The 13,680-nt window shown below is 40.0% G+C and carries 14 protein-coding genes and 2 tRNA genes; 9 read left to right on the plus strand and 7 right to left on the minus strand.

All coding sequences use genetic code 11. From position 1 onward, the window contains the following. Positions 1-4 precede the first annotated feature (4 nt). Entirely contained in the window at positions 5-391 is a 387-nt protein-coding gene (locus DW173_RS13810; protein WP_004303301.1) for a hypothetical protein, read from the plus strand. Here DW173_RS13810 and DW173_RS13815 read toward each other — a convergent pair. Beyond that, a complete protein-coding gene (locus DW173_RS13815; RefSeq protein WP_120144581.1) occupies positions 342-1,106 on the minus strand; it encodes a TrmH family RNA methyltransferase in 765 nt (254 codons plus the stop codon). The two genes, DW173_RS13810 and DW173_RS13815, sit on opposite strands and share 50 nt — an antisense overlap. Positions 1,107-1,249: 143 nt before the next feature. Here DW173_RS13815 and DW173_RS13820 point away from each other — a divergent pair, with 143 nt between their 5' ends. Then, complete coding sequence (locus DW173_RS13820; RefSeq protein ID WP_008022444.1) at positions 1,250-3,559, plus strand: BamA/TamA family outer membrane protein; 2,310 nt, start codon at positions 1,250-1,252, stop codon at positions 3,557-3,559. Here the strand turns inward: DW173_RS13820 and DW173_RS13825 are convergent. From DW173_RS13825 to DW173_RS13835, 3 genes are all read right to left on the minus strand, one after another. Further along, positions 3,513-3,965: a hypothetical protein gene (locus DW173_RS13825; protein ID WP_120144582.1), complete on the minus strand. Its 453-nt coding sequence runs from the start codon at positions 3,963-3,965 to the stop codon at positions 3,513-3,515. The two genes, DW173_RS13820 and DW173_RS13825, sit on opposite strands and share 47 nt — an antisense overlap. A gap of 91 nt (positions 3,966-4,056) precedes the next feature. Next, positions 4,057-4,608, minus strand: coding sequence for a DUF3332 domain-containing protein (locus DW173_RS13830; RefSeq protein ID WP_004316429.1), 552 nt, complete (start codon positions 4,606-4,608; stop codon positions 4,057-4,059). A gap of 93 nt (positions 4,609-4,701) precedes the next feature. Then, the gene (locus tag DW173_RS13835; protein WP_004316430.1) at positions 4,702-5,151 is read right to left on the minus strand and encodes a DoxX family protein; all 450 of its coding nucleotides are present in this window, start codon (positions 5,149-5,151) and stop codon (positions 4,702-4,704) included. A 161-nt stretch (positions 5,152-5,312) separates the two neighbouring features. Between DW173_RS13835 and DW173_RS13840 the strand changes: the two genes are divergently transcribed. Beyond that, the gene (locus DW173_RS13840; protein ID WP_032811765.1) at positions 5,313-5,561 is read left to right on the plus strand and encodes a DUF6965 family protein; all 249 of its coding nucleotides are present in this window, start codon (positions 5,313-5,315) and stop codon (positions 5,559-5,561) included. A gap of 124 nt (positions 5,562-5,685) precedes the next feature. Here DW173_RS13840 and DW173_RS13845 read toward each other — a convergent pair whose 3' ends face one another. Continuing rightward, positions 5,686-6,108, minus strand: coding sequence for a BT0820 family HAD-type phosphatase (locus tag DW173_RS13845; protein ID WP_004316432.1), 423 nt, complete (start codon positions 6,106-6,108; stop codon positions 5,686-5,688). 96 nt (positions 6,109-6,204) lie between these two features. Between DW173_RS13845 and DW173_RS13850 the strand changes: the two genes are divergently transcribed. The 4 genes from DW173_RS13850 (at position 6,205) to DW173_RS13865 (ending at position 8,746) form a co-directional block, all read left to right on the plus strand. Further along, on the plus strand, positions 6,205-7,593 hold the full coding sequence (locus DW173_RS13850) for a peptide MFS transporter (RefSeq protein ID WP_117685435.1): 1,389 nt from the start codon (positions 6,205-6,207) through the stop codon (positions 7,591-7,593). A gap of 82 nt (positions 7,594-7,675) precedes the next feature. Continuing rightward, positions 7,676-8,479, plus strand: coding sequence for an MBL fold metallo-hydrolase (locus DW173_RS13855; protein ID WP_004316193.1), 804 nt, complete (start codon positions 7,676-7,678; stop codon positions 8,477-8,479). Between the two features lie 89 nt (positions 8,480-8,568). Then, positions 8,569-8,641, plus strand: a tRNA-Lys gene (locus DW173_RS13860). A gap of 32 nt (positions 8,642-8,673) precedes the next feature. Next, a tRNA-Lys gene (locus tag DW173_RS13865) sits at positions 8,674-8,746 on the plus strand. 177 nt (positions 8,747-8,923) lie between these two features. On the opposite strand, the gene uxaC is transcribed toward DW173_RS13865, so the two are convergent. Beyond that, positions 8,924-10,330 carry a glucuronate isomerase gene (uxaC, locus tag DW173_RS13870; protein WP_004316194.1) on the minus strand — a complete coding sequence of 469 codons (1,407 nt, stop codon included), beginning with the start codon at positions 10,328-10,330 and terminating at the stop codon, positions 8,924-8,926. Between the two features lie 198 nt (positions 10,331-10,528). Between uxaC and DW173_RS13875 the strand changes: the two genes are divergently transcribed. Next, entirely contained in the window at positions 10,529-11,596 is a 1,068-nt protein-coding gene (locus DW173_RS13875; RefSeq protein ID WP_120144583.1) for a substrate-binding domain-containing protein, read from the plus strand. A 26-nt stretch (positions 11,597-11,622) separates the two neighbouring features. After that, entirely contained in the window at positions 11,623-13,062 is a 1,440-nt protein-coding gene (locus DW173_RS13880) for a tagaturonate reductase (RefSeq protein ID WP_074704622.1), read from the plus strand. 70 nt (positions 13,063-13,132) lie between these two features. On the opposite strand, the gene DW173_RS13885 is transcribed toward DW173_RS13880, so the two are convergent. After that, positions 13,133-13,666, minus strand: coding sequence for an FHA domain-containing protein (locus DW173_RS13885; RefSeq protein ID WP_008640176.1), 534 nt, complete (start codon positions 13,664-13,666; stop codon positions 13,133-13,135). Positions 13,667-13,680 lie beyond the last annotated feature (14 nt).

A 13,680-nucleotide genomic window follows, 5' to 3' on the forward strand; every position in this document is an offset into this window, starting at 1 on the left:
TGTAATGAAACGCTTTGCTTCTCATTATTTGCTGATACCTGCCGTCGGATATATGAAGCAGCAGGTAGTGGAGATCACTGACGAAGGAGTTGTCCGAGGTGTGTTCCCATTGACCGAAGAGATTGAATCGGTTGAATGGATGCCGGGAGTGATAGTGCTACTTTCTGAAAGTCAGATGGAAGAAATAAAAAACACTGGGATGATTTTAAAAAACATCCCAGTGTTTCAAATCAATCTTCCCAGTGTTTCGAATCAATCTTCCCAATGTTTTAATGAGTATCTGCAGGAAGCAGAAAAGAAGGGGGAAGCTTTATTCCCTTATTTATTTTATCCTTTTGATTTTACTTCCATGCAGCCTGTCGACGGAACTCGGCACAGATTACTGCGGTAGCAATGGCTACATTCAGAGACTCGGATGTCTCTTGGCCTGCCGGGTAATTGGGGATATATAATTTTCGGTTGATTAATGTGGCTACCTCTTTCCCTATGCCATTCCCTTCATTTCCCATTACGATCAAGCCATTGGCCGACAATGGTTGTTCATACATGTTTTTTCCATCCAGGAACGTACCGAACACAGGAGTATCTCCGAGCGACCGGATAAAATCGGGGAGGGAAGTATAATGCACTTTCACCCGGGCAATTCCACCCATAGTGGCTTGTATAGTCTTAGGGTTATATACATCTACCGTATTCTGCGAGCAGATAATATGCTCGATGCCAAACCAGTCGGCCAAACGGATAATGGTACCCAGATTTCCGGGATCCTGTACATCATCCAATGCAAGGCAAAGCGATTGGCGAACTGTTTCCGTATCCAATGCATATTGTGGTTGTTCGAAAATGGCAAGTACCTGTTGAGGGGTTTTCAATAAACTGGCCCGTGAAAGATCTTCCTGTGAAACTTCTACCAGTTCACTTGCGTCAATACCCGGATGCTCCTGAAACCAGGAGGGAGTGGCTGCTAAAAAACGACAGGGAAAATGTCCGAGTAAATCACCTACCAATTTAGGACCTTCAGCCAGAAATACCCGCTCTTCTTTACGTATTTTCTTCAGTTCCAGCGAGTGGATATACTTTATTTTGTTTTTACTTAATGATGCCATAGATTTGATATTCTTTTGCAAAGCTATAAAGATATTTCCAATCTACCCTTACTTTCTTCGTCTTTTTCTTAAATTATTTTCCCCGTCGGAAAATATAATTTATCTTTGTAGGCGCATTTTTCATGCTATCGATGTAAAACCGTATGAGGAGAAATTTTCTTTGTTTGCTTGCTTCTGCTGCTGTCTTGTCACTTGCTTCGTGTACTACCACTAAGTTTGTGCCGGATGGATCTTATTTGCTGGATGAAGTCAAAATTCGTACGGACCAAAAAAATATACGGCCTTCTTCCTTGCGCATGTATGTTCGCCAAAATCCTAATGCCAAGTGGTTCAGTCTGATAAAGACCCAACTTTATGTATATAATCTGTCGGGGCGTGATTCGACCAAATGGGGGAATAAGTTCTTGAGAAGAATAGGGGATGCTCCCGTAATATATAGCGAGGACGAAGCACAACGTTCTGAAGAAGAGATCACTAAGGCTGTGCATAATATGGGATATATGGCGGCAACAGTGAAACGTTCGACCAAAGTAAAAAAGAAAAAGATTAAAGTCTATTATGACGTAACGGCAGGCAAGCCATACGTTGTTCAATCTATCAAATATGATATTTATGATCCTAAAATAGCTGCGCTTCTCAAACAGGATTCTGCCAGAAGTTTGCTGAAGGAAGGAATGTATTTTGATGTGAATGTATTGGATGCGGACAGGCAACGTATCACGAATAAGTTACTTCGGAATGGTTACTATAAATTTAATAAGGATTATATCGGATATACTGCCGACACCGTTCGTAATACTTATAATGTAGATCTGACTCAACATTTGCAGATGTATAAAGCTCATGCGAATGATTCGGCAAGAGCACATCGGCAATATTGGATCAATAAGATTAATTTTATTACGGATTATGATGTTTTGCAGTCCTCGGCAATGAGCAGTGTGGACATCAATGATTCGGTGCATTATAAGGGATATCCGATTTACTATAAGGATAAACTCTATTTGCGTCCTAAAGTTCTTACGGATAACCTTCGGTTTGCTTCCGGCGACCTGTATAATGAGCGCGATGTGCAGCAGACCTATTCCAGTTTTGGACGTTTATCGGCATTGAAATATACGAATATCCGTTTTATTGAGACTCAAATAGGAGATTCAACGATGCTCGATTGCTATGTGATGCTGACTAAGAGCAAGCATAAATCAGTAGCTTTCGAGGTAGAGGGAACTAATTCTGCCGGTGACTTGGGAGCGGCAGCTTCCGTCTCTTTCCAGAACAGGAATCTTTTTCGCGGATCGGAAACTTTTATGATAAAATTCCGTGGAGCGTATGAAGTCATTTCCGGACTTCAGGCAGGTTATTCGAATAATAACTATACAGAGTACGGGGTGGAAACGAGTATCAACTTCCCTAATTTCCTGTTCCCTTTCATTTCCTCTGATTTTAAACGGAAAATCAGGGCGACAACAGAGTTTGGTTTGCAATATAATTATCAGTTGCGCCCGGAATTCCTACGTACGATGGCTTCTGCCAACTGGAGCTACAAGTGGACGCAACGTCAGAAGATACAACACCGTATTGATTTGATTAATATTGCTTTTCTATATTTGCCTCGTATTTCTGACAGGTTTAAAGAAGATTATATTAATAAAGGGCAGAACCATATTTTCCAGTATAATTATCAGAATCGATTGATTGTAAATATGGGATATAGCTATAATTATAATAGCGTGGGAGGGTCTATTATCAATAATACGATTGCATCTAATTCATATTCCATCCGTTTTAATTTCGAGTCGGCGGGAAATATAATGTATGCCCTGTCTAAGGCTACCAATATTCGGAAGAATAGTAATGGTGAATACGCTATTTTGGGAATTCCTTATGCTCAATATCTGAAAGGAGAGTTTGATTTTGCCAAGAATATCAGAATCGACCATCGTAACTCTTTTGCGTTTCATGCCGGTGTAGGAATAGCTGTACCTTATGGAAATGCAAAAACGATTCCGTTTGAGAAACAATACTTCTCCGGTGGAGCCAATAGTGTTCGCGGATGGGCTGTTCGCGATTTGGGACCGGGTTCTTTTGCCGGAAATGGAAATTTGCTCGATCAATCGGGAGATATTAAGCTGGATGCCAGCATTGAATACCGAAGCAAATTATTCTGGAAATTTCAGGGAGCGGCATTTATTGATGCAGGTAATATCTGGACCATCCGGAGTTATGCCAACCAACCGGGAGGAGTTTTCAAGTTTGACAAGTTTTATAAGCAAATAGCCGTGGCCTATGGACTAGGGCTTCGCCTGGATTTAGATTTCTTTATCCTTCGTTTTGATGGAGGTATGAAAGCTGTCAATCCCGCCTATGAAACGAAGAAAGAACATTTCCCGATTATTCATCCTAAATTTAGTCGTGACTTTGCTTTCCATTTTGCTGTGGGATATCCTTTCTAACCAGCCATTTATTATTTTCTCTTACAAATTGGAGGGTATCTTGCAGAGAGCTCATATATTCTATTTTTCCTTCAACAGGATTAATGACGAATGTATTTTTTATTTGGCAAACAACCGTTGCTTCCTCTGAATTAGCATCTATCTTACTGGATATAACAGAAACTTTCGCAGCACCTCGTGTCTTGAGTAGATCAAGGTGAGTCTGTCGGACATTGGACGCTAAAAAGCTAAGATAGGACAGGGAAGAAGGTGCACTCCATGCTTTGGCGGCCGGGTAATTGAGATTATAGAAGGCTTCGCAGAAATCTATAGCTGTTTGTTCTATTTGAGTTTGAGGAGTTTGTTGTTGACAGGACAGACAAGTGAATATTAGGACAGAATAGATAAGTGTATATAGTTTATTCATAGTATAAAAAGATGCTGGATGGAAGATGGGATTGAAAAAGGAGATGAAACTACTTATTGAAGTTTCATCTCCTTCGTATTTCTTTTAATTTTTAGCGGGCGGCAAACATAAGATTGCTCATTGTAGCTTGGCGTGCTGCCAGCATGCCTTGAGCATCCAACGTTACATTCATCTTTTCGCCATTCGGTAAGAACAAATCAGCAGTGCCGTCATTGTTCATTTTTACTAATTCAGCGCTTTCACCGTTTGCAACGACGTTCCATGTGTTAGCTTCTTTGTTGTAGATCAAATCCATTGAAGCAGTTTCGCCTTCTTTAGTAATAGAATATCCATTCTCAAGAGTTTTCACCATGTAGTTGCCGTTTTCTCCTTTTACTTTCTTTACGTCACCTACATTAGCCATCGGGTTGGAACCACTCCAGAATTCGATAGAATTGATAACTAAAGCGTCAGCCAGGTAAGCTACGCCATAAACCGGAACAATGTTGAAAGCAAGGAATACGAGTTCGTTTACAAACTTGTTTCCAACTGATTGATTCCAAGAAGACAGGCGGTTGAATAAACTGAATGATCCTACACAAGAACTGAATAATAAGCTACCGCTAAGCACTACTGCGACTAAAGTCAGTTTCCCTCTTTTCATGTTAAAACATTTTTGATTAATAAAAAATATTGATAATTTCTCTCGTACAAGTATGCAAATATAATATTTTTTAATTAATCAGGGGGATTATTTCTAATTTTTGTATGCTCTTGATTTTCGTCTTGACAATTCGTTTCCTATGATATGGTCTATTGAAAATTTACCCGGACCGGCAATATACATCAATATGAATACCACTAAATAAATGAAAGCTAGTTCTTTAACAGCAAATACGTCATTTGCGTGAACTACAAAGAAAGCTACTATCATCGTGAAAATCATCGGGATCATGGCTAAGCGATACAAGAAGCCTACAATAAATGCCATTGAACACACAAGTTCACCAAAAATAGCTAATCCGAGAGACAGGGGACTTCCTATTCCAAGCGGATCAGGAAATACAGTTGACAACTCTTGGAAACTACTCCATTTTTGGATACCATGGTTCATTAATAATATGCCGAAGATGATCCGGACAGCCAATAGCAACAAAGACACTTTTGTTGTATTCGATTTTGTGGGGAATAAGAAATCATAAATCATAAGTCGTTCTATTTTTAAGTTTATCTCTATTTATATAAACATAAAAAATCTTGAAATTGTTCTTTGCTGATAGCACAACTTGTAGAATCTCTGCCAGTTCTTCGGTTATTCCTTGTTTATGAATAAATAAACTTTGTATCTTTGTGGAAAATTCTAAAGATATGGCGCAACATACTTATGACAATGAAGCTGTTCAGGAGTTATTGAACTGGGCAAAAAAGATGATCGAAACAAAGAATTATCCAACTGAAAGATATCAGGTCAATCAATGTACTACAATTATTGATGGTAAATCGTATTTGGAATCGTTGATTGCTATGATTTCCAGAAACTGGGAAAATCCGACTTTTTATCCTACTATTGAGCAATTATGGGAGTTCAGGGAAAAGTGGGAAAACAAAGAATCGTAGTAAATGGCCGCTCCATGTTGGGAGATAAGTTATTTCATCATATAGAAATGCACTCTTAATCATGTCGGATAAGAGTGCATCATCTATTTTTTGTATATCTGTCGGCTTGCTATTTATCTATTTATTAGAAAGGCAACCATCTTTTTTTCTTTTTTGATGGCGTTTTTTCCTCTTCTCCGTTTTGGCCATAGACATCTGCAAACGTCTTTTTCTCTTTAATCATTGCATAAATGACTCCCCAATCCGGCAAACCGCCTAAGTTTCGGTCGTCAATGAACATATCAGCTTTCAACTTTCGTGAAAATCCCTGATGGCCTTTTTGCTCTTCAGGATAATCCTTATTAACGGCATAAAATTCTAAACCTCTGGCTTTGCACCATTCGACAGCTTCGTCCAAAAGTGCCCCTTCACGCACACTCCATAGTATTAAACGATGCTTTTCTTGTTGCAATAACTTCAATGTGTCAACAGCGAATGGAATTTCTTCACCAATGCGTGGATAACGATGCTCTACAATCGTTCCGTCAAAATCAACAGCTATAATCATAGTTTTTAATTACCTAATTTTGAACAAAGATACGGACAGTAAGCCAAAAAAACGTATCTTTGTCTCAAATTAACATTTTAATAAATTAATAAATACATGAACAATTCCCCTCAGCGTGCTGCTAAAGGCTTTACGAGAGCATTTTGGGTCAGCAACACAGTCGAACTGTTTGAGCGTATGGCATACTATGCCGTTTTCATCGTTCTCACTATTTATCTATCTTCCATTTTAGGTTTTAATGATTTTGAAGCAAGTATGATTTCCGGGCTTTTTTCCGGCGGGTTATATCTGCTTCCTATTTTTTCCGGTGCTTATGCTGATAAGATAGGTTTCCGGAAGTCAATGATTATAGCATTTTCCTTATTATCCGTCGGATATTTAGGATTGGGAGTATTGCCTACTTTGCTGGAAGCTGCCGGCTTGGTTAGTTATGGCGTCACTACTCAATTTAATGGTTTGCCCGATAGCTATACCCGGTGGATTATTGTGCCGGTCTTGTTTGTACTTATGGTGGGAGGGTCTTTTATTAAGTCCATCATTTCTGCATCTGTGGCCAAAGAAACAACGGAGGCAACGCGTGCGCGTGGTTATTCCATCTTTTATATGATGGTAAATGTAGGTGCTTTTACCGGTAAAACAATTATCGATCCTTTGCGTAATGTTATTGGTGAGCAGGCGTATATCTATATTAATTATTTCTCCGGTGCGATGACAATTATTGCTTTGCTTGCTGTTATTCTCCTTTATAAATCAACGCACACGGCTGGTGAAGGAAAAAGTCTCCGTGAGATTGGGCAAGGATTTATGCGCATCATCACCAACTGGCGTTTATTGATTCTTATTCTGATTGTTACAGGGTTCTGGATGGTGCAACAGCAACTTTACGCCACTATGCCTAAATATGTGATCCGATTGGCCGGCGAGACGGCGAAACCGGGCTGGATTGCTAATGTGAATCCTTTTGTGGTGGTTTGTTGCGTTAGCTTTATCACGCGTTTGATGGCAAAACGCAGTGCGATTACTTCGATGAATGTGGGAATGTTTTTGATTCCTTTTTCGGCGTTGCTGATGGCATGTGGAAATTTGCTGGGAAATGATCTTATTACAGGCATGAGCAATATTACCCTGATGATGATTGCAGGTATAGTGGTACAGGCACTTGCCGAATGTTTTATTTCGCCGCGTTATCTGGAGTATTTCTCTTTGCAGGCTCCTAAAGGCGAAGAAGGAATGTATTTAGGATTCAGTCATTTACATTCCTTTCTTTCTTCCATCTTTGGTTTTGGCCTGGCGGGAATTTTGCTTACCAAATACTGTCCGGATCCTGCTTTGTTCGAGACACGGGCGGCATGGGAGGCAGCTAGCGCAAATGCCCATTATATATGGTATTACTTTGCTGCTATTGGCCTGATTGCCGCTGTAGCGCTACTATTATTTGCGAAAATCACCGAATCCATCGACAAAAAGAAGGAATCTTCTCGGTAATTCTATTCTTTTTTATGTATATTTGCCGTCACTTTGCTGTAAAAGTTGACGGCATTTTGCATTTTAATAAAGAGGATAAAACATGAAAGTAAAATTTATAAGCCTGGCGAGTGGCAGTAGTGGGAACTGTTATTATCTGGGTACTGAAACCTATGGAATACTGATAGATGCCGGAATCGGCATACGTACTATCAAAAAAACACTGAAAGATTATAATATCTTGATGGATAGTATTCGTGCGGTATTTATAACGCACGATCATGCTGACCATATCAAAGCTGTGGGTAATCTGGGAGAAAAATTGAATATTCCTGTTTATACAACCGCACGTATTCATGCTGGAATTAATCGTAGCTATTGTATGACGGAGAAATTGAGTTCGTCAGTTCGTTACCTGGAAAAGCAAGAGCCGATGACTTTGGAGGATTTCCATATCGAATCTTTTGAAGTGCCGCATGATGGAACGGACAATGTGGGGTACTGCATTGAAATCGACGGCAAAGTCTTTTCTTTCTTAACGGACCTTGGAGAAATTACTCCTACAGCTGCCCATTATATCAGTAAGGCCCATTATCTGATACTTGAAGCTAACTATGATGAGGAAATGCTCAAAATGGGGCCTTATCCTCAATATTTGAAGGAGCGGATTGCAAGTAAGACCGGCCACATGAGTAACTCTGATACTGCGGAGTTTTTAGCGGAAAATATCACTGAACATTTGCGCTATATCTGGTTGTGTCATTTGAGTAAAGACAATAATCATCCGGAGCTAGCTTATAAAACGGTGGAATGGAAATTAAAGAACAAAGGTATTCTTGTAGGTAAAGATGTGCAACTACTTGCTTTAAAGCGAAATACGCCTTCCGAGCTTTATGTGTTCGAATAAAGACGAAAAAAAGATAGTAAAAAAGCTGCATGATTGTTTGGTCAAATAAAATAAAAGACCTACTTTTGCAACCGCAAACGAGGAATTAAGCACTCTTAGCTCAGTTGGTAGAGCAACTGACTCTTAATCAGTGGGTCCAGGGTTCGAATCCCTGAGGGTGTACAAATTCAAGGTTGCAATAAAAATAATATGTTGCACTCTTAGCTCAGCTGGTAGAGCAATTGACTCTTAATCAATGGGTCCAGGGTTCGAGTCCCTGAGGGTGTACTAAAAAGAGGTAACTAAGGTTGCCTCTTTTTTTGTATATCAAGTGCCCGCCTGAAAATCAAGGAATAATGGGGCAGTCCGAAAACCGGAATAATATGAACAGAATATAAAAATACCGCTACTCAAAGCATATTCGACTTTAGTAGCGGTATTTTTTATAGTGCAACTACTAATCTGTTAGAACTTGAAGAAGTTCTTAGCATTGTTGTAGCTGATATCTTCAATCATTTGGTTTACGCGTTCCATTTCAGATGCAGGGATTTCTCCGTTCTCTACGTCGCGTCCTACCAAGTTACATAATGTACGGCGGAAATATTCATGACGCGGGTAGGATAGGAAAGAACGAGAGTCTGTCAACATACCTACAAAGCGGCTTAGGAGACCAAGCACAGACAAGGCGTTCATTTGTTTTTCCATACCATCCTTTTGGTCGAGGAACCACCATCCCGAACCAAACTGAATTTTTCCCGGGATAGAACCATCTTGGAAGTTGCCCAACATAGTTGCAATCACTTCATTTGCGCATGGGTTCAGGTTATAAAGGATTGTTTTAGTCAATTTGCCATTGGTATTCAGGCGGTCAAGGAATTTAGCCATTGCTTTGGCTGTGGTGAATTCACCGATAGAGTCGAAACCGGTGTCAGCGCCCAGTAATTTGAACATCTTGGTGTTGTTATTGCGGATAGCGCCGTAGTGGAACTGTTGAGTCCATCCTTTTTCCCAGTCCATTTCACCGAAGATAACAAGCATGGCTGATTTGAATTTCAGAATTTCTTCTTTGGTCAATTCTGTGCCGCCATATACCTTATTAAATATAGCCTTGATTTCAGCATCGGTATAATCTTCTGCATAGAATTCTTCAATACCATGGTCAGACAGACGGCAACCTTGTTCTGCGAAGAAGTCGTGACGTTTGCGCAAAGCAGCGATCATATCATCGAAATTGGAGATAGTAACATCGCTAACTTCTGCCAGCTTTTCTACATAACTACGGAAATCAGCAGGGACTTCTACAGCCATAGCCTTATCAGGACGCCAAGTTGGCAACATCTTGATTTCAAATCCGCTTTCACGTGTTTTGATGTGATATTCCAGTGAATCGATAGGATCATCCGTAGTACAAACTACCTCTACGTGATAGCGACGCATCATTCCACGAGCTGAATATTCAGGTTGAGACAGCTTTTCGTTACATTCATCGTAAATTTCGCGTGCTGTTTGCGGATTCAATATTTTATTGATACCAAATGCAGTTTTCAATTCGAGGTGAGTCCAGTGGTACAGTGGATTACGGAAAGTATAAGGAACTGTTTCCGCCCATTTTTCGAATTTTTCCCAGTCTGTGGTATCTTTTCCTGTGCAGAAACGTTCATCTACGCCGTTTGTACGCATTGCACGCCATTTGTAGTGGTCACCGCCCAACCAGATTTCAGTCAGTGATTTAAACTTGTAGTCGTCAGCTACCATTTGGGGGATGAGATGACAATGATAGTCGATGATCGGCATTTTAGCCGCATGCTCGTGATACAACTTTTGCGCGGTTTCTGTTTGCAGCAAGAAGTTTTCGTCCATGAAGTTCTTCATTATTACTGTGTTTTAAGTATATAAAATTATTACTTTCTGTATTTATACCTATATCGTATTGATTTTAAAGCTAATAGGCGTAAATCTCGTTTTAGTTTTATTAACCGTTATCGAACACAAAAATAGAAAATTTACTTGGAGTAACAAAATAATTCGTATATTTGCAGCGATTATTTATAATATTTAAGTTTTAGCACTATGGAGGACCAGAACTATACCATTAAAGACATAGCCCGTATGGCCGGTGTTTCCGCCGGAACGGTGGATAGGGTGTTGCACAATCGTGGCGACGTGTCTCCCAAAAGCAAAGCTAAAGTACAAAAGGTACTGGATGAGATTCATTATCAACCCAATGTGTTTGCTATCGGTTTGGCTGCTAAAAAGAAATATTCTTTCCTCTGCCTGATACCTTATTATATAGAACATGACTATTGGCATTCGGTAGTCGGGGGGATTGAGCGTGCCCGGCAAGAGTTGCGTCCTTTTAATGTGGGTATAGATTATCTGTGTTACTATCATGGAGATGAGAAAAGTTATCAGGAAGCCTGCCTTGCTATAAAAGAAAAGAATGTAGACGCAGTGTTGATTTCTCCGAATTTCCGGGAAGAGACGCTGGCGCTGACAGCTTATCTACAGGAGAATAAGATAGCTTATGCTTTTGTTGATTTCAATATGGAAGAAGCGAGAGCCTTGACGTATATTGGGCAGGATTCTTATAAGAGCGGATATATTGCAGCAAAAATATTGATGCGCAACTATTCGGCGGGAGAAGGTCAGGAGTTAGTCTTGTTCTTAAGTAATAATAAAGATAATCCGGCTGAAATACAGATGCAACGTCGTTTGGACGGTTTTATGAGTTACATAGCCGAAGAATATAACAACCTGGTAATCCATGAGGTTATACTCAATAAATCTGATCAGGAAAGCAATCAACAGACATTAGATGAGTTTTTCCGGGCACATCCGAAGGCTGCGCTGGGAGTTGTATTTAATTCCAGGGTGTATCAGTTGGGAGAGTATCTCCGTCATGCGGGACGTAGCATGAAAGGGCTGATAGGATATGACCTTCTGAAAGCAAATGTAGAGTTGCTAAAATCAGGTGATGTGCATTATTTAATCGGGCAACGTCCGGGATTGCAAGGGTATTGCGGGGTGAAGGCTCTGTGCGACCATGTTGTGTTTAAGAAGTCTGTTGAACCTGTAAAGTATATGCCTATCGACATCCTGATTAAGGAGAATATTGATTTTTATTTTGAATTTGTATAATATCAACTTTATAAATTACAACTAACATGAAAGCATTAAACAAAGAAACTGCTCCTAAAACACAACGTCCGGAGCGTATTATCCAATTTGGCGAAGGTAACTTCTTGCGTGCATTTGTTGATTGGATTATTTACAACATGAACCAGAAAACCGACTTCAATAGCAGTGTAGTAGTGGTTCAGCCCATTGATAAAGGTATGGTCGATATGCTGAATGCACAAGACGATCTTTATCATGTTAATCTTCAAGGATTGGATAAAGGCGAAGTTGTTAACAGCTTGACAATGATCGATGTAATCAGTCGTGCATTGAATCCATATTCTCAAAATGACGAGTTCATGAAGTTGGCAGAGCAACCTGAAATGCGTTTTGTTATTTCAAACACTACAGAGGCTGGTATTGCTTTTGATCCGTCTTGCAAACTTGAAGATGCTCCTGCTTCATCTTATCCAGGTAAACTGACTCAATTGCTGTATCATCGTTTCAAAACATTCAATGGTGATAAGACAAAAGGTTTGATTATTTTCCCTTGCGAACTTATTTTCCTGAATGGACATAAGTTGAAAGAAACTATTTATCAATATATTGAATTGTGGAACCTGGGTAATGAGTTTAAAACATGGTTTGAAGAAGCTTGTGGCGTATATGCAACATTGGTAGACCGTATCGTTCCGGGATTCCCGCGCAAAGATATTGCTGCTATCAAAGAAAAACTGCAATACGATGATAACTTGGTTGTTCAGGCTGAAATCTTCCATCTGTGGGTGATTGAAGCTCCGCAGGAAATTGCTAAAGAGTTCCCGGCTGATAAGGCAGGATTGAATGTGTTGTTTGTTCCTTCGGAAGCTCCTTACCACGAACGTAAGGTAACTCTGTTGAATGGCCCGCACACAGTTCTTTCTCCGGTTGCTTATCTTTCTGGTGTGAATATTGTGCGTGAAGCTTGTGAACATGAGGTTATTGGTAAATATATCCACAAGGTAATGTTCGATGAATTGATGGAAACATTGAATTTACCGAAAGATGAGTTGGAGAAATTCGCCAACGACGTATTGGAACGTTTCAACAATCCATTCGTAGATCACGCAGTGACAAGCATTATGCTGAATTCTTTCCCAAAATATGAAACTCGTGATTTACCGGGATTGAAGACTTATCTCGAACGTAAGGGCGAACTTCCTAAAGGCCTGGTACTTGGTTTGGCCGCTATCATTACTTATTATAAAGGTGGTGTACGTGCTGACGGCGCTGAAATTGTACCAAATGATGCTCCTGAAATCATGAACCTGCTGAAAGAACTTTGGGCAACCGGTTGTACAAAGAAAGTAGCTGAAGGTGTTCTGGCTGCTGACTTTATCTGGGGAGAAGATTTGAATAAGATCCCGGGATTGGCAGAAGCTGTAAAAGCAAACTTGGATTCTATCCAGGAAAAAGGAATGCTTGAAACCGTTAAAGGTATTCTGTAATTAGAAGACCGGATATAAAAAAACGCCACTTGTTCAGAGAACAGTGGCGTTTTTTTATATTGTCAGGTGATTATTCTTGTTCAGCCGCATGCAAGATAAATGTAGTAGCTCCGATAGTCACAATAGCGCCATCCTCAATGCGTACACGATCTTTATCCCCTAGGATTTCATTCATGAGGAAAGTACCTGTCAGGCTGGGAGCATCCCGTAATGTATAAACAAGTTTTCCTTGCTTATTGCGTTTGATATTGATGATACAATGGCGTCGATCCATGCTCATATCGCCACTTTCAATGGGCGTATTGATAGAAGTTCCCACACAACGGCGGCCTATGACATTGTCACCTTCTTGTAAGGGCAATATCTGTTTATAACCGAATACATTTTCGATAACAGTGATATATCCGAATTCTTCTTTATGGGATTCAGCTTCTTCTTCCAGATTTTCTTCCTTTCTAAGAGCCTTTACTTTGCTCTTTCCAAGCCGGATGCTGAATTGCTTGCCGCAATGCTCACATTCAAATACCAGTGATTGGCCTTCGCTATACTTGGTTTCATCAAAAAAAAGGTAATTCTCACATTTAGGACAAAGAACTCGTTTCATGCTTTTAAAAAGGG

The organism is Bacteroides sp. AM16-13 (assembly GCF_003602705.1).
Taxonomy (GTDB): domain Bacteria; phylum Bacteroidota; class Bacteroidia; order Bacteroidales; family Bacteroidaceae; genus Bacteroides; species Bacteroides xylanisolvens.